The 21,674-nt window shown below is 42.9% G+C and carries 17 protein-coding genes; 2 read left to right on the plus strand and 15 right to left on the minus strand.

The features are described from left to right. Positions 1-23 precede the first annotated feature (23 nt). Both D8792_RS07045 and D8792_RS07050 read left to right on the plus strand, forming a co-directional pair. Positions 24-1,238, plus strand: a complete 1,215-nt coding sequence (locus D8792_RS07045) for an aminoacyltransferase (protein WP_185758424.1) — start codon at positions 24-26, stop codon at positions 1,236-1,238. 14 nt (positions 1,239-1,252) lie between these two features. Beyond that, positions 1,253-2,488 (plus strand): aminoacyltransferase, encoded by a 1,236-nt coding sequence (locus D8792_RS07050; RefSeq protein WP_125373470.1) that lies wholly within the window; start codon positions 1,253-1,255, stop codon positions 2,486-2,488. Between the two features lie 32 nt (positions 2,489-2,520). On the opposite strand, the gene D8792_RS07055 is transcribed toward D8792_RS07050, so the two are convergent. The 15 genes from D8792_RS07055 to D8792_RS07125 form a co-directional block, all read right to left on the minus strand. Beyond that, entirely contained in the window at positions 2,521-6,954 is a 4,434-nt protein-coding gene (locus tag D8792_RS07055; protein ID WP_125373471.1) for a GBS Bsp-like repeat-containing protein, read from the minus strand. A 64-nt stretch (positions 6,955-7,018) separates the two neighbouring features. After that, on the minus strand, positions 7,019-7,777 hold the full coding sequence (gene tpiA, locus D8792_RS07060) for a triose-phosphate isomerase (protein ID WP_125373472.1): 759 nt from the start codon (positions 7,775-7,777) through the stop codon (positions 7,019-7,021). Positions 7,778-7,935: 158 nt separating this feature from the next. Next, positions 7,936-8,697: an HAD family hydrolase gene (locus D8792_RS07065; RefSeq protein ID WP_125373473.1), complete on the minus strand. Its 762-nt coding sequence runs from the start codon at positions 8,695-8,697 to the stop codon at positions 7,936-7,938. Beyond that, positions 8,678-9,082 carry a PaaI family thioesterase gene (locus D8792_RS07070; RefSeq protein ID WP_125373474.1) on the minus strand — a complete coding sequence of 135 codons (405 nt, stop codon included), beginning with the start codon at positions 9,080-9,082 and terminating at the stop codon, positions 8,678-8,680. Before D8792_RS07070 ends, D8792_RS07065 begins: the two co-directional genes overlap by 20 nt. 256 nt (positions 9,083-9,338) lie before the next feature. Continuing rightward, positions 9,339-10,520: an MFS transporter gene (locus D8792_RS07075; protein ID WP_125373475.1), complete on the minus strand. Its 1,182-nt coding sequence runs from the start codon at positions 10,518-10,520 to the stop codon at positions 9,339-9,341. 78 nt (positions 10,521-10,598) lie between these two features. Beyond that, complete coding sequence (locus D8792_RS07080) at positions 10,599-11,462, minus strand: Rgg family transcriptional regulator (RefSeq protein WP_125373476.1); 864 nt, start codon at positions 11,460-11,462, stop codon at positions 10,599-10,601. A gap of 83 nt (positions 11,463-11,545) precedes the next feature. Further along, positions 11,546-12,430 carry a hypothetical protein gene (locus D8792_RS07085; RefSeq protein ID WP_125373477.1) on the minus strand — a complete coding sequence of 295 codons (885 nt, stop codon included), beginning with the start codon at positions 12,428-12,430 and terminating at the stop codon, positions 11,546-11,548. A gap of 16 nt (positions 12,431-12,446) precedes the next feature. Next, positions 12,447-13,328: a hypothetical protein gene (locus D8792_RS07090; protein ID WP_125373478.1), complete on the minus strand. Its 882-nt coding sequence runs from the start codon at positions 13,326-13,328 to the stop codon at positions 12,447-12,449. A 267-nt stretch (positions 13,329-13,595) separates the two neighbouring features. Then, entirely contained in the window at positions 13,596-15,491 is a 1,896-nt protein-coding gene (gene abc-f, locus D8792_RS07095; RefSeq protein ID WP_125373479.1) for a ribosomal protection-like ABC-F family protein, read from the minus strand. Between the two features lie 237 nt (positions 15,492-15,728). Further along, a complete protein-coding gene (gene lacG / locus D8792_RS07100) occupies positions 15,729-17,135 on the minus strand; it encodes a 6-phospho-beta-galactosidase (protein WP_125373480.1) in 1,407 nt (468 codons plus the stop codon). 98 nt (positions 17,136-17,233) lie between these two features. Further along, positions 17,234-18,940 (minus strand): lactose-specific PTS transporter subunit EIIC, encoded by a 1,707-nt coding sequence (locus D8792_RS07105; protein ID WP_125373481.1) that lies wholly within the window; start codon positions 18,938-18,940, stop codon positions 17,234-17,236. After that, on the minus strand, positions 18,940-19,257 hold the full coding sequence (gene lacF, locus D8792_RS07110) for a PTS lactose transporter subunit IIA (protein ID WP_125371058.1): 318 nt from the start codon (positions 19,255-19,257) through the stop codon (positions 18,940-18,942). The genes D8792_RS07105 and lacF overlap by 1 nt, the downstream gene beginning before the upstream one ends. Positions 19,258-19,281: 24 nt before the next feature. Then, positions 19,282-20,115, minus strand: a complete 834-nt coding sequence (locus D8792_RS07115; protein WP_125373482.1) for a PRD domain-containing protein — start codon at positions 20,113-20,115, stop codon at positions 19,282-19,284. 429 nt (positions 20,116-20,544) lie between these two features. After that, on the minus strand, positions 20,545-20,910 hold the full coding sequence (locus D8792_RS07120) for a hypothetical protein (RefSeq protein ID WP_125373483.1): 366 nt from the start codon (positions 20,908-20,910) through the stop codon (positions 20,545-20,547). Between the two features lie 4 nt (positions 20,911-20,914). Next, positions 20,915-21,652, minus strand: a complete 738-nt coding sequence (locus D8792_RS07125) for a matrixin family metalloprotease (RefSeq protein WP_185758426.1) — start codon at positions 21,650-21,652, stop codon at positions 20,915-20,917. Positions 21,653-21,674: the final 22 nt, after the last annotated feature.

A 21,674-nucleotide genomic window follows, 5' to 3' on the forward strand; every position in this document is an offset into this window, starting at 1 on the left:
ATTAGAGAGTGGGTTTTAAAATAATGTACAGCTACAAAATTGGAATTTCAGCTCAGGAACACGATGATTTTGTCACGGCTCATCCGCAGGCCAATCTCCTGCAGAGCGCTGCTTGGGCTCAAATCAAGGACAACTGGGGAAATGAACGCTTGGGCTTCTATAAAGACGGCCACTTGGTTGCTGCTGCTAGTGTCCTAATCAAACCACTGCCCTTGGGGATGACCATGCTTTATATCCCTCGCGGTCCTATCATGGACTATAGTGACAAGGAGCTGCTGGCCTTTGTTTTGTCGTCGCTCAAGAAATTTGCCAAGGAGAAAAAAGCGCTCTTTATCAAGTTTGACCCTAGCCTCTTTCTGGCAGAAAGCAAGATGGGCGGCGATTTGCAAGACAAAGCCGAGACGGTTAAGCTGATTCAAGAGCTTCAACAAGCTGGAGCTATCTGGGTTGGAAGGACTGAGTCTCTAGATGAAACCATCCAGCCTCGCTTGCAGGCCAATATCCATAAAGAAGATTTCAGCGAGGATCTGCTTTCTAAGAGTACTCGCCAAGCCATTCGTACAGCCCGTAACAAAGGCATTCAAATCCAATTTGGTGGAACAGAATTACTGGATGACTTTTCAGCTCTAATGAAGAAGACAGAAAACAGAAAAAACATCCACCTACGCAGCAAAGACTATTACCAAAAACTCTTGAATACTTATCCTGAGCACTCCTACATCACCTTGTCCAGCATTGATCTAAAGGCACGCTTGGAAGACTTGCAGACTCAGCTGACCAAGACACTTAAGGAAGCGGAGAAATTTACCGAGAAAACCAAGCTCGGCAAGATTGAGAATAACAAGCAAGAACAAAAACGCCTCCAAGAAGAGATTGACTTTCTGCAGGACAAAATCAGCCAAGGTGCTGCTGTCGTTCCCCTGTCTGGCACACTGGTCTTAGAATACGGCAAGACCTCTGAAAATATCTATGCCGGAATGGACGAGGAGTACCGTCGTTATCAGCCAGCCATCATCACTTGGTACGAAACGGCCAAACATGCTTTTGAGCGTGGAGCTGATTGGCAAAATATGGGCGGAATCGAAAATGACCTCAAGGGTGGTCTCTACAGCTTTAAATCCAAGTTCAATCCGACTATTGAGGAATTTGCTGGTGAGTTTAACCTGCCGACCAATCCCCTTTACCACCTCTCCAATCTGGCCTACACTATCAGAAAGAAACTGCGCAGCAAGCATTAAAAGAAAGGAAGCCTATGACCTTTAAACTTCTCAGCCAAGAAGAATTCATCCAGCATACCTCAGCTAGCTCCCAACGCTCTTTTATGCAGACCGTGGAAATGGCAGAGCTGCTGAGTAAGCGGGGCTTCAGTACCCAGTATGTCGGCTACACCGACTCGCAGGGACAGGTCGTGGTGTCTGCTGTCCTTTACAGTATGCCGATGACTGGCGGCCTCCATATGGAAATCAACTGCGGTCCTGTCTCTACTGATGCTCAATACCTGACTCCTTTCTATCAAGCTTTGCAAGCCTATGCTAAAAAAGAAGGTGCCCTAGAGCTGATCATCAAGCCCTATGAGACTTATCAGACCTTTGACAGCAATGGCCAGCCTACATCTGAAGAAAAAGTCGAGCTTATCCAGCAACTGACTGATTTGGGCTTTGCCTTTGACGGCCTACAGAAGGGCTATCCAGGCGGGGAGCCTGATTGGCATTATGTCAAAGACTTAGCTGGTCTGACGGAGAAAGACTTGCTCAAGTCCTTCAGTAAAAGCGGTAAAGCGACAGTCAAAAAGGCGAACACCTTTGGTATCAAGCTTAAAAGACTGGAACGCGACCAACTCAGCATTTTCAAAGATATCACGGCTGCTACCTCTGACCGACGAGAATATGATGACAAGTCACTAGACTACTATCAAGATTTTTATGATAGCTTTGGTCAGCAAGCGGACTTTATGACAGCCAGTCTCAACTTCAAGGACTATCTTCAAAACTTACAAAAAGATCAAGATAAACTGGGCCAGAAAATTCAGAAACTGCAAGCAGACTTGGAAAAAAATCCGCAGTCTGAAAAGAAGCAAAATCAGCTGCGAGAGCTTTCCAGCCAGTTTGATAGCTTTGAAACCCGCAAATCTGAGGCCCAAGAGCTGATTGACAAGTACGGCGACCAAGACCAAGTCCTGGCTGCCAGCCTCTTTATCTACACTCCTCAGGAAACAACCTATCTTTTTAGCGGATCCTATCCTGAGTTTAACAAATTCTACGCCCCAGCCCTGCTGCAGGAATACGTTATGACAGAAAGCATCAAGAGAGGCATTCCATTTTATAATTTCCTCGGCATTATGGGAATTTTCGACGGATCTGACGGCGTTCTGCGCTTCAAGCAGAACTTTAACGGCTTTATCGTCCGAAAAATAGGGACTTTCCGTTATTATCCTAACCCTCTCAAATTTAAGCTGCTTCAGTTCATAAAGAAAATTCTAAGACGTTAAAAAACCAAGGTTTCCCTTGGTTTTTTGTGTGTTTATCTATAACGAGGTGATGCAAAACCACGGATATTTCCATGACCGATACGGTAAGTATTGCGTTTAACTTCGTTATTACTGTTACCTTCAATCGTATGAATGATGCCATTTTCGACTTTTTCGACAATACCGATATGATCAGCCCAGCCATCATTTTGCTGGGTATCTTTGTCCCAGTTAAAGGTGATAATATCGCCGGCTTTAGGTGTAGAATTTCCATCTTCATTCCAAATACCTAGACGTTTAAAGATATGAATATGGCGCTCAACACCACATTCACGACCGATGAGATCGCTCAAGCCTTCTCTTTGGAAAATAACTGTCGTGAAAATATCGCACCAGTCATCTGAATTCTTCACAGCATAACCGACTGGTAGCGGTCTAACGCTATTATAGTCATTGACCAAACGGTGGTGCTCAGCACTGCCTCCCTTGACGCCAACCATCGCTGCTGCTGCTGCAAGAACACGATCACGCTGACTGCTAGGCGATTGAGGATGTTTAATAGAAACCGTAGTTTTCTCTCCACCAGCTCCTTGCAGCTGATTGCGATTGTTCAAGTAATATAGGTGAACATTGTACTCGCCTTGGCTATTTTTATGGTCTCTTGCATAAACATGCTTGCGATAAGTACCATCAGCTTGACGTTCCGCCGTATACCACTGAATATCATCTTGTCTATTTTGACTGGACCAAGTCGGCAAATAGACAGTTTTGACACCTTCTGGAGCTACAACACCAGAAACGACGATATCAAATTCACCAGTTTCATTGTTTTTATTTTGGATACTGATTTTTCCCTGTGGTTTCTCCCCTGCCGCAATGGACACCTTGGTTGTTGTACCACCAACACCGACCATCTTGCCGTCATTTTGAACATAGTACAAGTGGACACTGTAGTCACCAACGGAATTCTTGTGCTCGCTGGCACGAACAGTGAATTTATATGTACCGTCTGACTGTTTCTGCGCCTTGTGCCATATCAAATCATCCTGACCTTGCTCATTTGACCAAGTCGGAAGCAAGACTTCACGAAGGCCTTGCGGGCTAGAAACCTCGGATACGATCACGTCGAAAGTACCGGTCTTCGGATCATTGTTGGCAATAGTCAGCTTGCCCTCTGGTTTAGCAACTGAAACCTTGGTCGTTGTACCGCCAACACCGACCATCTTGCCGTCGTTTTGGACATAGTACAAGTGAACACTGTAGTCACCAACGGAATTCTTGTGCTCGCTGGCACTAACGGTAAATTTATATGTACCGTCTGACTGTCTTTGAGCCTTGTGCCAGATAATATCATCCTGACCTTGATCATTTGACCAAGTCGGAAGCAAGACTTCACGAACCCCTTGCGGGCTAGAAACCTCGGACACGATCACATCGAATGTACCGGTCTTTGGATCGTTGTTGGCAATAGTCAGCTTGCCTTCTGGCTTAGCAACTGAAACCTTGGTCGTTGTACCGCCAACACCGACCATCTTGCCGTCGTTTTGGATATAGTACAAGTGGACACTGTAGTCGCCAACAGAGTTCTTATGCTCGCTGGAACGGACAGTAAATTTATAAGTACCATCTGACTGTTTCTGTGCTTTGTGCCAAATGATGTCGTCCTGACCTTGATCATTTGACCAAGTCGGAAGCAAGACTTCACGAACCCCTTGCGGGCTAGAAACTTCAGACACGATCACATCGAATGTACCGGTCTTTGGATTGTTGTTGGTAATAGTCAGCTTGCCTTCTGGCTTAGCAACTGAAACCTTAGTCGTGGTACCACCGACGTTTACCAACTTTCCGTCACCTTGAACGTAATACAAATGAACACTGTAGTCACCAACGGAATTCTTGTGCTCGCTGGCACTAACGGTAAATTTATATGTACCGTCTGACTGTTTCTGTGCCTTGTGCCAGATAATATCATCCTGACCTTGCTCATTTGACCAAGTCGGAAGCAAGACTTCACGAACCCCTTGCGGGCTAGAAACCTCGGACACGATCACATCGAATGTACCGGTCTTTGGATCGTTGTTGGCAATAGTCAGCTTGCCTTCTGGCTTAGCAACTGAAACCTTGGTCGTTGTACCACCAACACCGACCATCTTGCCGTCGTTTTGAACATAGTACAAGTGGACACTGTAGTCGCCAACAGAATTCTTATGCTCGCTGGAACGGACAGTAAATTTATAAGTACCATCTGACTGTTTCTGTGCCTTGTGCCAAATCAAATCATCCTGACCTTGCTCATTTGACCAAGTCGGAAGCAAGACTTCACGAACCCCTTGCGGGCTAGAAACCTCGGACACGATCACATCGAATGTACCCGTCTTGGGATTGTTGTTGGCAATAGTCAGCTTGCCTTCTGGTTTCGCAACTGAGGCAAGACTAACCTTAGTCGTTGTACCACCAACGCCGAAAATCTTGCCGTCGTTTTGGATATAGTACAAGTGGACACTGTAGTCGCCAACAGAATTCTTATGCTCGCTGGAACGGACAGTAAATTTATAAGTACCATCTGACTGTTTCTGTGCTTTGTGCCAAATGATGTCGTCCTGACCTTGATCATTTGACCAAGTCGGAAGCAAGACTTCACGAACCCCTTGCGGGCTAGAAACTTCAGACACGATCACATCGAATGTACCGGTCTTTGGATTGTTGTTGGTAATAGTCAGCTTGCCTTCTGGCTTAGCAACTGAAACCTTAGTCGTTGTGCCACCGACTCCGACTAACTTGCCGTCACCTTGAACGTAGTACAAGTGAACACTGTAGTCGCCAATAGAATTCTTATGCTCGCTAGAACGGACAGTAAATTTATAAGTACCGTCTGACTGTTTCTGTGCCTTGTGCCAAATGATGTCATCTTGACCTTGATCATTTGACCAAGTTGGAAGCAAGACTTCACGAACCCCTTGCGGACTAGAAACTTCAGACACGATCACATCGAATGTACCGGCCTTTGGATCGTTGTTGGCAATAGTCAACTTACCTTCTGGTTTCGCAACTGAGACCTTAGTCGTTGTACCACCAACGCCGACCAACTTGCCATCACCTTGAACGTAATACAAATGAACATTGTATTCGCCCGTAGAACCTTTATGGTTGGCAGCATTAACAGTCAGCTTATAAGTTCCGTTAGCTTGCTTCGTTGCAGTATACCAAACAATATCATCTTGTCCACGCTCACTGGACCAAGTCGGAAGTTTAACTTCCTGAACTCCATGTGGTGCGGAAACTTCGGAAACAACAACATCAAATGTGCCAGTTTTTGGATTATTATTTTGAATACTAATCTTACCTGTCAGAGGTTGTTTAACCAAAGTAGCTCTAGCTGTAAATCTTCCAGAATAGTCAATGCTCTGGTCAAAAACATGCTTACCAGAAAGCAGCTGCGCTTGAGAAGTAAATTGCCAAGCTCCTGCTCTGCTATTATACTTCAAATTTTTAGCATCATTTGCGCTTAGCTTAGGCGCTGGATACTGAGCAATCCAAAAATTATCAAGGCCAAAGAGAGATGTATTGATTGAACCTTTGTGGCGTAGGTTATTCTGGTCAACCCAGCTAGCGCTCGTGTAATACATCAGATTTGCATATCCCTGCTTGCGCATTTCATCTGCCCAATCCTGAGTATGCTGGTTAATCCCCGTTTGCATTTTAGGGTCTTCCATGTCATTGACCATGACTGTATTTTTAGGCACGGACAGTTTATTAGCAAAAGCAGCATAGTAACGGGCTTCTGCTCTGGCTTCTGCATCATTTGTATAATGCGAGAAAGCATAGGTTGATACTTGCAAACCAGCTGCTTGCGCATTTCGAACCTGAGACTCAGCAAAAGGATTAGTATAGTGGGTGCCTTCTGTCAGTTTGACAACGACACCGCCGACACCTTTGGATGCTAATTGGCGATAGTCTGCTACGCTGATATGGCCGTTATGACTACTCACATCCACAAAGGTAGAGCCCTTGATTTCGGCTTGTGAATTGCCACGCGCTGTCTGTCCTGCTGAAGAAGCCGTATTATAAAAAGAAGTGCTACCTTTTTTGGATGCAGGACTGGCGCTGATCGCTGGGGAAGTCTGCTCAGCCTTTACTGGATTCTGAATCTCTTCAGAAGCAGCTGATTTTGCTTGTTCACTTGCTTTATTTTCTGGTACGTTCTCCTTGACCAGACTAGCAGCAGGTGCCAGATTTTCTGGTGCCTTATATACTGGACTAGCTTCAGCTCTTACGACCGAGGTTTCCTGTTTTACCTGTTGATCGGTAGGCACCACTTCTGCTAAGGATCCCTGCTGAGCTTGATGATCCTTTTCTACTTGAAGTTCTGCTTTAGCTACTTCAGGGTCTGTGGTTGTCGGCGCATTTTCTTCTGCCTGTACCACGTTAGCCGTTGCTGCTAGCAATATAGCTGTGCTGGCTAAATAGATAAGTTCCTTTGATTTCACCTTTTATCTCCAAACTTTTAAAAAGCTTGCCACCTTTAGGGCAACAAGCCATTTATTGTTATTCTTATTTCACAAAATCAAGAAGAGCTAGGAAGCTTTCAGCTTCAAGTGATGCTCCACCAACAAGGGCACCATCAACGTCTGGGCAAGCCATGTATGAAGCAACGTTTTCAGGTTTAACTGAACCACCGTATTGAACGCGAACTTTGTCTGCAACTTCTTGACCAAAGTCAGCAGCTACAACGTCACGAACAACTTTACACATTTTTTGTGCATCGTCTTGTGAAGCTGATTTACCAGTACCGATAGCCCAGATTGGCTCATAAGCGATAACTGATGCAGCAACTTGTTCAGCTGTCAAGCCAGCCAAAGCAGCTGATACTTGAGCACCTACGAATTCAGCTGCTTTACCAGCTTCGTAAGTTTCAAGGCTTTCACCACAACAGATGATTGGAAGCATACTGTTTGCAAAGATTGCTTTTGCTTTTTTGTTGATATCTTCGTCAGTTTCATGGAAGTAGTCACGGCGTTCTGAGTGACCGATAACAACGTAGTCAGTACCGATTTCTTTCAAAACTTGTGGGCTTGTTTCACCAGTGAAAGCACCTGCATTTTCAAAGTAGCAGTTTTGAGCAGCAACTTTAAGGTTTGAACCTTTTGCAGCAGCAAGAACAGTTGTCAAATCAACTGCAGGAGCTGCGATACCTGCTTCAACAAGGTCTGATGAAGGAAGTTTTGATGCAACTGCTTCAACGAATGCTTTTGCTTCTTCTGGATTTTTATTCATTTTCCAGTTACCGGCAATAAATGGTTTACGTGACATTTCACATACCTCTTCTATTTTTATTTATATGGGCTATTATATCATAAGAAAGCAAATTAATAAAGGTTATCCACAATTTTTCATAAAATCGTAATGTTTCTCTGAGTTATCCACAATTTTGGCTGTGAATAAACTATTTAAAGACCTCGCGACATCCTTTACTTCCTATTTTCCAGCAGTTCTTCTATATCTGTAATGACTCTGGCCTGCATTTTATTTAGCTTATCTATCTCTGCAGCTGAGTACGGGAAAGTGTTCAGCAAGATTCCATCAATCCCAACAGCTTGAGCAATAGCCATATCCGTAGAAAAATCATTTCCGACCATAACCGTATCTTCTGGATTAAGCTGATTCTCTTCCGACACAAGCTCTAGCCATTCTGCTTGCGGTTTTTTGATCTGATAGTCAGAAGAAATATAAATTTTATCCAGATAAGCAGCACAACCCGTCAATTCAATTTCTGGCATTGTAAAAGCCCTTTGAGCATTGGATAGCAATATAATATCGCCACCCTGGTCCTTAATGGCCTTTAAAACTTTGAAGGTGTTCGGATAAGCACAGAGCTGACGACGGGACAAACTCCGAAAAGTCACAGCCAACTGCTCTCCCCAAGCCTGCACATCTGGTAGCGGAGTCTGGGTTTCATGCTTGGATGGAGCTTCCTGTAAGAGCTGGATGAAAACCGCCACCAAATCAACCTCGGGATAGGCCACGCCTTTCTCTTGAGCTATCTTATTTTCCTGCTCTACTACTAATTGTCCATACTTCTTTTTCAAGTCTTCTGGCTGATAATCTGCTCCATATGCTGCATAGATGCGGGAAAGATACAACCATAAAGTCGGATCATCTTCATCAGTCCGGATATCTACTAGTGTTCCGTAAAAGTCAAAAAGATAATGTTTATATTCTAACTTGTGCATTTTCTCCCCTTTCGCCAGTGACAAACATGGTAAAGGTTCCCTTGCAGACATTCTTTCCATCTTGGTTGACAATATCTACATCCACCACTCTAGTCGTCCGGCCAGTATGGATACAGTTCCCCTCAATGCTTAGAGTATCGCCTAGTTTAGCCGCTTTTAGATAATTGATGGAAGATTGCAAGGTCACAGCGTCAGCACCTTGCGAAATGATGACCAAACCACTAATCTGATCGCACAAAGTAAATAGGTAGCCTCCATGTGCATTGCCATAATAGTTTAGAGAAGAAGGAACGACCTCTGTCGTTACTAAAACATGGCCATCTTTGGCCTCCTCAATTTTATAGTTTTCAAATGCTGAAATCGCATCAAAATGAAAATCTTTCATTCCTCACTCCATTAATTTTGCTTATACTTCATCATACTACTTTTACTAGCAAGGAACAATGATTATATGTACATTCCAATGGAAAAAATTTTTCTACCAGCTATTCAAACACCTCGCACTACTAATTTATCAGCCGATTTAGGCTAGTAGCTTGGAAATAAAGTTCTAAGCCAAATTAGGCTAATAATGAATTTAAAAATTCTCAGCTGAAGATTTGCAAGACAAAACATTAAACTAGATTGGAAATCACTCCAACCTAGTTTTTTTGTATTTTCTTTTGATAAAGGTAGGAAATCAAAGCTAACCCCATCACTCCTAGACCAAGTAGAAGAAAGGTGGCTGTGCGGACACTCGGCAGAAGAGTCATCAGGAAAGTCGCAGGAGGCATGAAAAGAATTGCCAACGTGTAGATCGTTGAGAAAACTCGGCCTAGATACTGCTGCTCCACCTTGGTCTGAACCTGACTGAAGAAATGAATGTTAAAAACAGTCATAAAGAGCTCACAGATAAGATTACCAGAATAAGAAAAATAGGGATGAACCGGTAGCAAGGAAGAGACGCCCATGACTGCGACTCCAACACCAGTCAATAGCAGAGCTAGGAGTAGATTTCCCATACTGGCCTTAACCTTGCTGGCTAGAATGGCTCCAATGATTGAGCCAATAGCGCCTAAACTCAGAATAGTCGCATAAGAGCCAGTCTTGCCGTAGAGCTGATTGGTAAAAGGCAATAGATAATTAAAGGCCGCAAAGAAAAAGTTAACTGCAGAAGCTACTAAAAGCAGAAAGAAGATTTCCTTTTGTTGACGGATATAAACTAAACCTTCCTTAATATCTCTCAGGATATTTCCAAAATTGATGGGCGACTGCTGCTTACTTGGCTCATGATTAGGCAGAAAATAAACCAGGGCAAAAGCCAGAAAGAAGCTCAGGGCATCCAGCTGAAGAGTCACGCGCAGATTTGCATACTGCATCACGATAAAAGACAAAACTGGAGCTGAGACACTGATAACCTGCAAGACCAGTTCCAGATGAGAATTGTAGGCCACGATGTCTTCCTTGTCNACAATCTCTGTAATGTAGGATTTATTAGCTGGCCGAGAAAANGCAAAGGCTATAGCCTGAACCACATTAGCAAAAATCAGTGCTCCAATCATGAGCTGGTCATTTGAAATAAAAGAAATCAGCAGACAAAGACCGGCACAAATCAAGTCCGTTACCATCAGCACCTTCCGTCTGGAAAAGCGGTCTGTAATGGCCCCACCCAAAGGATTGAATAAGATGGAAGTAACTAGCTCCGATATCTGGTAAATGCCCAAGACCGTCTGTCCCAGAGCTCCCAAAGAAGCAAGCCAGATGCTGTTTCCATAGTCATAGAGCATATTTCCAATTTTATTAATAGCAGCCCGTGTAATCAGCTGTGCAGCATGTCGATTCATAAAAATACCTCCTTCCATTTCTGAAACTATTGTATCAGGAATAGAGGGAGGTTCTTTATTTTTCCCATATTTGGGAAATTATACTTTTACAAACTTTTCGAAATGCTCTTGATAATAGGCGACTTGCTCAGGTAGTTCCAGTGCTTCAAAGATGTGCATGGCTTCCTGCATTTGCTTGATTCCTTGCTTCTTCTGTCCCTTCTGATAAGCCGCAAAACCCTTTAGATAGAGGAATACATTGTGTTCATAGAGTTTGATACCCTTGCCAATAATCTTCTCTACGTAAGCCTCAAAGTAACTTGCCTTATCAAAAGAACGACTTTCCAAACAATGCTGGTAACAATTGAGAGCTAAAATCAAGACTAGTCTCTTATGGCGACCAATTTCTTTGTAGTAGTCCTCCCGCTCCATGACTTCCTTGCCCAGACGGTAGACGTAGTCCACATCATAGAAACTGTAGAGATTGCCAAAGAGGATAAGCTCGTACATGGTCCAATCTTCCACTTGAAAGAGATATTCGGCCACCTTATCTAAATCTTCTTGCTTCATGCGAAATTGACTGTCTCGCTGACAAATCAAGCCCTGCAGCAAAATCCAATTCAGCTCATAGTAAAGAGGCGCGCTACTAGCTTGGGCCTTTTCCAACTGCTCCGCTTGCAAGTCCTGAAATCCCTTGATGTCATTTGAGTAGTAAAGAGGGATAATCTTACCCATCATAGCCACATGCTCATGCTGCTGGAAATTCCGTGCCTTGTCCATAAAATTTTCAAGAGTCACATGAATATTATCCAAGAGATCTAAAAATTTCGAGAGGGTCATGTCCGACTCCCCCAGCTCAAAACGAGACAGCTGAGAAGTCGAGCAAACCTGACCCGCCGCTTCCTTCAAAGAATAATGTCCATTTAAACGAAAATCACGAAAAACGTTGCCTAAATCTTCCATTTGTTTACTACTTCAATTCCTTTAATTGCTGTTCTGCTAAAAACTCTGTTCACTTATCTCTATATCCGCACCAATCGTTCTTTTTACCTATTTTTCAATAACTCCTTGTGTTTTTTTAAATATTTTTTTCCATACCATTCTTCCAATGATTTGCCTTCCCACTCGCGGTATTCTTCAGGGTATTTCCACTTGTAATAGCCTTCTAAAAAGAAAGGAAACTCCATAAATACAATCATAGCGATTAAAGCAATATTTAACAGAATCCAGCATATGAAGAGGCCAAAACCAGTTATGGAAGATGAAAAATTAATAGAAAAAGCTTTGAAAATAGAATTAACAATCACAGCCAGGCCCAATACACCTGCTCCATAAATGGCAATACCTTTAGCAATCTTATCTTGTAAGGTAGGTGACTGAACTTCTCCATAAATTAGTTTTTTCAAACTTCTAAGCTCCGTTCTTAGCATTACATAAGCCAAGAATGCTAGAAGTCCAAAAAATACCAAGATCCCCCATGTTGTTAATATAGGTAACGACATTGTTATGGCCAGCAAATTAAATTCAAACATAAACCATATCATAGCGGTTACAATATGAAAGCGATAACGATAAGGAAGAATAAACGTCCGTTTAAAGAATTTACCCATTAATACCAATAACAACCAAATTAACAAGCAAATTAAATAAAGCTCGACTGTTAGCAAAGGATACTGAGAAATCGGTAATCTTAAATCTTTAGGATCAGAATCATGTAAGGACATCGCCAAAACGAATAGCATGAAATTTACACCTATCGGAACCAACAGACTAAGAATAAAAGCTTGAATACCAAACCAAAAGGAAGGTTTCCCTTTCTTAAAGGCTTTCCCAAGTTTATTATAGTATTCTTGTTTCTGATACTGTAAAAACCCATCATCTTCCAAATTTAAACTCTCTTCAAAACTGGCTTTAAAAATTGATTTCTTCATACTTTTCACCCAAATCCTATTTTAATAACTCCTTGTGTTTTTTTAAATATTTTTTCCCATACCACTCTTCCACAGATTTGCCTTCCCACTTGCGGTATTCTTCAGGATATTTCCATTTATAGTAAGCATAAAGGAAATAAGGAAATTCCATAAAAATAAGCATTGCAATTAAACCAATGTTTAACAAAATCCAACATATGAAGAGACCAAAAACAGTTACGGAATGTGAAAAACTAATAGAAAAAGCTTTAAAAATAGAATTAACAATCACACCTAAGCCCAATAGACCTGCTCCATAAATAGCAAGGCCTCTAGCAATTTTATCAAGTAAGGTGAGGGACTTAATTTCTCCATACATTCGTTTTTTCAAACTTTTAAGTTCTATCCTTAACATCCAATAAATTAAGGCTAAAAGAATACAACCAATAGCAAAAATCCCTAAAATTGTTAGAAATGGTAATGCTAAACCAATAGCAGCGAGGTCGAACTCTATAACAAACCAAATCAAAAACGTTATAACATGAAAATGAGTCCTATATGGAAGGATAAAAAATGGTTTGATAAATTTACCAATTAGAACGAAGAGAAGCCATATAAATAACCCGATTACATAAACATGAGCCGTCAAAAAATTATGATTAGAAATGGGTAAGGCTAAATCTTTTGGATCACTACTATAAAGCATTGTTGAAAAAGCCAATAATAAAAAGTTGAAGCCAATCGGAAAAATAAGTGTCAATATACCATATAAAAGAGCGTTTTTGAAATAGTCAAATACATTTCTAGGGAGGTTAGACACTTTTTTACTTTGTTCCTTCAATTGATACTGTAAAAATCCATCATCTTCCAGATTTAAACTCTCTTCAAAACTAGCCTTAAAAATCGATTTCTTTTTCATTTCTAATCTCCAAACCCAGATGTCATAGATTTTTACCCGTTCGAGACAGCCTTAACAGCGTCTCCTAAAAAGGACTCAGCACGCATGAGAAAGTTTAAAACTTACTCTAGGCGAGATGAGTCTTCAGAAAAAATCAAATTTTTTTCTACAAAAACGAAAGATGTAGCATAAGAAAATTCGGTTTTTGCACTTTTTCGACTGATTTCACATGTGAAATTAAGCATTTCGAGCCCTGACAAGCTCATTTCTCACAGAAACTGCATACTCCTACACCTTCTCCGCCAATTCTTCCCATTCCAGCATGGCTTCTTCTTGGGCAGCGGTCAGCTGGTCAATTTGCTGCTGGCTCTCCATGAGTTCGCCAGCGTCATTGGTTGTCTGCATGGCTTCCTGAAGCTGACTGATCTGGCTGTCCAAATCCTCGATTTGCGCTTCCAGTTGTTCTAGGCGGCGGGCAAGCCGGCGCTGTTCTTTCTGGTTTTCCTTTTGAAGCTGATAGTCATTGGCAGGTGCTGGCTTGTCAGGGCTAGTCTGCTCAGTCTCCTCACGCAGGGCCTCCTGCTCTGCCTTTTTCTCAAGATAGTAGTCATAATCACCCAGATAAAGTGTAGAGCCTGTCTCAGAGAGTTCGATGATCTGGGTGGCCACGCGATTGATAAAGTAACGGTCATGGCTGACAAAGAGCAGGGTGCCGTCAAAGTCAATCAGGGCATTTTCCAGCACTTCCTTGCTGTCAATGTCCAGGTGGTTGGTCGGCTCGTCTAGGATGAGAAAGTTGTTGTTTTCCATAGACAGCTTAGCTAGAAGTAGACGCGCCCGCTCTCCACCCGATAGCATGCCGACCGATTTCTTGACATCGTCACCTGAAAAGAGAAAGGCACCCAAGCGATTGCGAATCTCGACCTCTGGCGTCAGCTTGAAGTCATTCCATAGCTCGTCAAGTACCGTATTGCTGGCAGTCAGTTTGCTCTGGGTCTGGTCATAGTAGCCCACTTCCACATTAGCTCCCAGCTGCTCCTTGCCTCTGATGAAGGGCACTTGACCGATTAGTGACTTAATCAAGGTCGTCTTTCCAATCCCATTTGGCCCGACAATAGCTACCGCATTAAACTTGCGAATATCAAGGTTAATCGGCTCCGACAGGACTTCCTCACCGTAGCCAATAGCTGCATCTTCCAAGGTCAGCACAACATTGCCCGAAACTTTATCAGATTTGAAGGTCATATTAGCCGATCGACTGCCGGTCTCCGGTCTGTCCAAACGCTCCATCTTTTCCAGCTGCTTGCGGCGGGACTGAGCCCGCTTGGTTGTGGAAGCCCGAACCAGATTGCGATTGACAAAGTCCTCCAGCGCAGCGATTTCTTTCTGTTGCTTTTCATAGTTCTTGGCTTCAGTAGCCAGCTTCTGCTCCTTTTGGACCACAAAGCTAGAGTAATTGCCCACATAGCGATCCAAGGAATGCTTGGTCAAGTCCAGCGTGATGGTCGCAACCTTGTCTAGGAAATAGCGGTCGTGGCTGACGATGATCAGGGCACCGCTGTAGTTAATCAAGTAAGTTTCCAGCCAAGCAATGGTCTCGATATCCAAGTGGTTAGTTGGCTCGTCCAAGACCAGCAGCTCTGGCTTTTCCAAGAGCATCTTGGCCAGAGCCAGACGGGTATTCTGCCCGCCCGACAGCTCAGAAATCTTCATTTGCCACATGGACTGGTCAAACTTGAAGCCATTTAAAATCGCTCGAATATCGGCCTCATAGGTAAACCCCCCCTTTTGTCGAAAGTCCTCTGACAGCTGATCGTACTGGTTCATGAGAGCAGTCAGGTCTTCCCCTGACAATTCTCCCATTTGCAGCTCCATCTGCCGCAAGCGTTTTTCCTGCTGACGCAGACTATCAAAGACCAGCAGCATCTCGTCATAGATGGTATTCTCCGACTCAAAGCGGCTGTCCTGAGCCAGATAGGACANGGATAAGTCTCGTTTTTTATTGATTTGACCAGAAGTCGGCTCTTCCTCGCCCACCAAAATCTTGAGCAGGGTTGACTTGCCAGCTCCGTTTTTACCGACCAGTGCAATCCGGTCACTCTCATCCACCTGCAGGTTGATATTATCAAAAAGTAGCTCCCCTGCAAAAGAGCGTTCAATCTTGTTTGCTTGTAAAATAATCATAAGACCATTATAGCAGATTTCCAAGTACAGAGCCATTGGCTGTCATAAAAAATGAAATCCAAACTGTCTGTCTCTCAAGCCAATTCAAAGGAGAATTTTAAATTTTTCCGCAAGCACTCAGACCAGCAAGTCCAGCTCAGTGATTGAGCACCAAGCTCCGCCTACCATTAAATCAGACTTCTATGGATTAGCATACCCAAAAAAGCCGAAAGAGCTCAACTCTAACGGCTTTATTTTTTATTCAATCATTTGTGTTTCAGCTAGTTTCTTATACCAGTGAGCGGATTTCTTCGGATAGCGCTCCTGCGTTTCAAAGTCTACGTAGAATAAGCCGTAGCGTTTTTCATAACCGTTAGACCAAGAAAAGACATCCATCAGAGACCAAATAAAATAGCCCTTGACATTAGCCCCATCCGCAATCGCATCGGATAAAACTTCCAGATGCTGCTTGACGTAGTCAATACGAGCATCGTCGTAAACCGTATTGTCCACAAATTCATCTTTATAACCCAGACCATTTTCAGTGATATAGATCTTCTTGTAGTTGGGATAATCTTTCTTAATCCGCATGATCTGATCATAAAGACCTTGCGGATAGATAATCCAATCCCAATCAGTTTTCGGAATATGGGTTGGAGATTCTCTGCGCCCCACACCCTTAATCTGGTACTTGGAGCTTCCCTTTTCGCCTTTTCCGTTATGGATAATTTCTGTTTCACCTTCAAAGTCGCGCATCCAATCACTCATATAGTAGTTGATGCCAAGGAAATCATTAAGGTCTTTAGCTGCTTCTAGAGCTGCAAAGTCTTCATCTCGTAGATCCAGCTGGCCTCCATTGACCTTAAGGATATGGTTTACTCCTGCCAGAGTTACATCTGAATAGTGCCCCAGATAAGTCGCATCTAAGATGAACTTGTTATGAATAATATCTTCTAACTCTGCTGCTCTGACATCTGCTGGATTTTCTGGATCGTAAGGATATTTTGTCGGAAGTGCATGAACGACACCGATTTCACCCTTGTAACCCTTGTCCTTATAGAGCTTAACAGCACGGGCATGTGAGACCATCATATTGTGATGGGATTGAAAAACCTTGGCCAAGTCATACTGAATACCTGGGGGGAATTTTCCTACTAAGTACTGACCATCACCAATGGGACCAATTTCATTGAAAGTTGTCCAATAGCGAACTTCTGGAAATTCTTCAAAACAGAAAGCTGCATAATCCACAAAGTGCTCAATATTTTCCCGATTGAGGAAATCTCCATTTGAATGAAGAGCCTCTGGCGTATCAAAATGGTGAAGAGTCACAAAGGGTTCCACATGCCGCTTGTGACATTCTGCGAAAAGATTATGGTAAAATTCCACACCTTTTGGATTGACCTCGCCATAGCCTGTCGGGAAAATCCGCGACCAAGCAATGGAAATCCGAATCCCATTGACGCCATACTCTTCAGCCAATTTCAGATCCACAGGGTATTTGTGATAAAAGTCACTGGCAGGTTCTGCCGTGTACCAGTAGTTATCCTCTAGGTACTTATCCCAGGCAACAGGCCCCTTCCCATCTGTGTGGGTTGCTCCCTCAGCTTGATAGGCTGCTGTTGCACCACCGAAAATAAAATCTTTAGGTAAGGTTTTTATCATCTTATTTTCCTTTCAATAGCCTTTGAGGCGAAACAAGTAAGTAAATAGGTAAATAACAGGGGAATTGAACTTTGCTTCACCTCAAATGAACTAACAAATTAGTTGTTAAATTGCTCCTGAACGAAGGCCAGTGCTCCTTTGCCATCACGGGTTAGTTTGATGTATTGGCCGCCTTCAGTCTTAGCCAGCTTGATACCCAATTTATCAGTCTCTGCCTTCATGTCTTCAAAGTTGGAGGCAACTTGAGGAGCCAGGATAACCAGGTCAAACTCAGGCAGCATTTCACGGTGAGCACCGTAGCCACCCGCTGCTGCTTTGACAGGAACATTGTATTCAGCTGCTGCTTTATTCAAAGCGTTGGCCAGCAATCCACTAGTACCACCACCTGCACAGAGTACCAGAACATTGGTTTCTTCGCTAATATTGTTTTGAGCTGGAGCTTCTTCATCTACTCCTGCTTTTTCAAGGATAGCATCCGCTTTAGCAGTATTAAAGTTTGCTGCTACTTTTTCTTTAAGAGCATCGTTAGCTTTGCCAGAACGTTCTTCTTCTAGGATTTGTTCGTCATAAACCTTGACAAATGGATAGTAAATAATCACATCCACCACTACCAGAAGGGCTGCAAGAACAAAGGACAGAAGCTGGAAGTTGGTACCCAGCACAATTCCCAGAGGTCCAGGTGTCACCCAAGGAAGGTTGGCTGAGAAGGAGTTCATGTTTAAGGTATCAACAAAGAATTTGAAAATCCATACGTTTGCGATAGGTGCAAAGATAAACGGAATGAAGAAAATAGGATTCAGTACGATTGGAGCACCAAAGAGAATAGGCTCATTGACACCAAAGAAAGTTGGGACAACAGATGCCCGTCCAATTGCACGGTTGCGCTCAGACTTACAGATCCACATGAAGAGGAATGGAACAATCAAGGTCGCACCAGTACCACCCATGGTAACGATGAACATTTGAGTACCAGAAGTGATGACCTTATCCGCATGTTGACCAGCTTGAAGCAAGGCCAAGTTGGCATCGATATTGGCATAAGTAATGGCAGCAATAGCAGGCTCAACAATAGACGGACCATGAATTCCCACGAACCAGAAGAAAGCGTAAGCACCAAAGATAAGCGTGATTCCCAGATAGCCATCTGCCGCTGAGAAAAGCGGAGCTAGAAGCGTTCCGATGGATTCAGCAACCGTTACTCCCAAACTTGCTTTAACAAGCAACTCCAAGCCGTAAAGAAGAACGACTGAAACAGTAAATGGAATCAAGTCTTTAAATACTTGCGAAATATTTGGTGGAACTTCTTCTGGCATGCGGATGGTGACATTATTTTTTACACAAACCTTGTAGACATTAACCGTCACAAAGGCTGCAATGAAAGCTGTCAAAAGTCCTTTTGTTCCCATAAAGGCTGTCAGGAAGCCACCATCCTTAGCAGGCTCAGCAGCCATGAGGAGGAAGCTGACCATAGAAGCCAGCATAGTAGATAAGAAGTTAATCTGGTTTGTCGCAGGCAGGCTGCGATTGACAGAGTCTGTCAAAGCCTTGGCAGTGGTCCCACCCACAAAGAAAGCCAGAATCCCCATTGAATAGCTATAAGGGGTCATTAAGAAAGTTTCAATATCCTTAGACCAGTGGAAGCCCCACGCATTTGGCACATAGGCAATCAAGATAAAAATAGATGAGAAGAGGATGACTGGCATACCGGCGATAAAGCCATCCCGAATAGCACGGAGGTAGATGTTCCGAGAAATCTTCTCAAAGAAAGGCTTCCCTTTCTCAATAAGTCCGATGAGTTTGTTCATTATTTTACTCCTCTTTTATATAGTTCAATCATGTGTTTCATCAAATCCTTGAGCAACAAGGTTGTCATCAAGTGGTCTTGGCCGTGCATCATCGTCACGCTATAAGCCAAGTCCTCACCAGCAGCTTCTTTGGTCAAAAGGCTGGTCTGAGCATGGTGCGCTTCGACAATACAAGCATTGGCTTCTTCCACCAAACTTTCTGCGCGGTCAAATTCTCCAGCCTGAGCTGCATTTAGTGCTTCCAGCAACTTGGAGCGAGCGTCACCTGCGTAGGCTACGATTTCAAAACCAAGTAATGTTACTTCTTCTCTATTCATGATAGATCCTCCTTTTAATGTTCCTTATAATAATCGTTGAATATGTAATACCAGATAAACTCGCTCACTATGATATAAGTCTATTCCAGTTTTCTGGGCAATAATCTCATAAAGACTACTTCCGATTTGATAAGCTTTGGGATAGGTCAATTTAATCTGACTTTCCATTTCTAACAGTGAAACATTATCATCTCGGCTTCTGTCTAAGTAATCTAAGAAGTAATTAAGATGAATCATAAAACGGTCATAGAAGTTGCTATTCTCCGATGTTCTTTTAATTCCCTGCTTTCTTAGCTCTTCTTCTACAGCAGATAGAATTTCCTTTCGCTGATCCAAATGACCCTGACCTGCTGGACTGGAGACCCCTTCTGCATTGATAAAGTGATAGGCGATTCTGTTTATTTCATCGTCTGGAAATGCTTCTAAGAGTCGTTCCCGATAAATAGCCACTGCTTCTTGCGCGATTTGATAAGGAGTGGGATATTTACCTGAAGCATCTGGCAGGTCACTCTCCTTGTACCGCCCCTGCTGAAGTGCTTGATAAGAACAGTAGATATGGTCCGTCAGTGTGACATAGATATACTCCTGGACTGGGTAATGGTATTTCTTGGAAAGCGTGTCAATCACATCATAGGTCACTGTGATAAAGTCCAGTGGCACATCTTTGAGCAAGGCCACAAAGTTTTCCTTGGACTCTTCCGTTCTCATACGAAAGACTTTCTCAATCTTACTTTCCAGAACAGGATCACCCTTTTTCTTATTGAATGCTATCCCACTACCAATCAGAACAACCTCTTCACCATTTTCATGTTTGGCTAGAGCAACATTGTTATTCATAGGAAGTATAATTCGATACATAGTTCCCTCCTTATCATTTTCTTGAGCCTTCGTGAAATAAAAATGACCGCAAACAAACGGAAAAACACAAGAGAACTTGCCTCTTCCAATTCATTTGCGGTCACGCCTAATCCAACTTAGTAACGCTCACCCTATTCAATTTATGGTTTCATTATAGCACATCAAAATGCGAATGTAAACCCTTTCTTTTACTTTTTTAAAAAATATTTTTTAGAAGCCCACTTTTTTCTAAGCATGACCAACGCTCATCAAGCTTTTTCAAGCTTGAATCCTCGATTTTAGATAAAAGTAGGAGCCAAGAGCAGAAAGTGCAAGACTTCATAAAAACTTCTTGGAAAGCTTGCACTGAACTTGCCATGAAAGACTTGCTCTCACTCGATTAAGGTTCTTCATGTCATAAATTTTTTTCTTCTATAAATTGCTTGTAGTTTACAGAAAACTCCCTAGAACTTCTTGATTTTGCATGACCAGATAAATGCCCAGCAAAATAATCAAAACAAAGAGACTCAGCTTTATCATCCCTTTGACAAAACGAACAATCCAAAGAATAATCATGGAACCAATCAGCCACATAATGGCCGAATGCTGGAAAAATCCTTGAACGGTCTCAACATTCTCTCCAAAGAAGGCCTGAATGGGCGCTGGAACATGAGTTTCCCAAGCTGCTGTCACGCCTAGCTGGTTAGCAATATCGCTACCGCTTTTCCACAGCCAAGCAAAAATTCCTGAATTAAAAAGAAAGAGGAAAACTTGCTCTGGGAAGCGTCTAATAAAATTAAAAATCGTTTTTAGCATACCTTTATGATTGATACAAGTCTTTTACAGCCTGGATATCTATCGGCTGAATACTATAAAATGAGCCTGCCGACTGCATCACTGATTCCTCCTCATTATGGTCTAATCCCATAGCATGGCCCAATTCGTGCGCTGCTGTATTGACAATTCGCTCATGAGAATAACCATAGCGGCTGTCCAACAAGTAGTAACTATTGAGGCGAACAGTCACATGAGTAAATCGTTTGGTGAGGAGATTGGTCTGCGACTCTGCCTCACCAGCTGCACTGACATTGCTATCATTCATTTCCGTCGCAACGATATCCGCTTCTTCTTTGTCATTGATGATTTGAAAGGTGAAAGCTCCTGTCTGGTTCCAGGAACTAATGGCCTCCTGATAGGCTGAACGTAAAGTTTCATTCGTGGTATCGATATATACCGTAGCACCAGCCTTCTCCCAGCGAGCTCCCGTCCCTTTATGCTCATCTGTCAGCTGATGGGGCTGAATTCCCTCACTAGTCTGAAGACCAGTTGAAAGTCCTTGATGCGTTAAAAATTGATCCACTTGAGTAACAGTAGTTCGAAGAGCCTGCGATAATCCCTCTGCCCCCGTCTCTGTCGAAGTAGTAAAATAAAAAACACCTACAAGAACAAGGAAACTGAGTGCCACAGACCAAATAAGCCCCCAGATGAGCCGCCAAAGCAAGCGAACTATAAATCTAATAGAATTGAAAATAAACTTCACGGCAAGCTCCTTTCTCATAGAATGCACGAGAGATTTAGTC

The sequence above is a fragment of the Streptococcus cristatus genome (assembly GCF_003943505.1).
GTDB lineage: Bacteria > Bacillota > Bacilli > Lactobacillales > Streptococcaceae > Streptococcus > Streptococcus cristatus_E.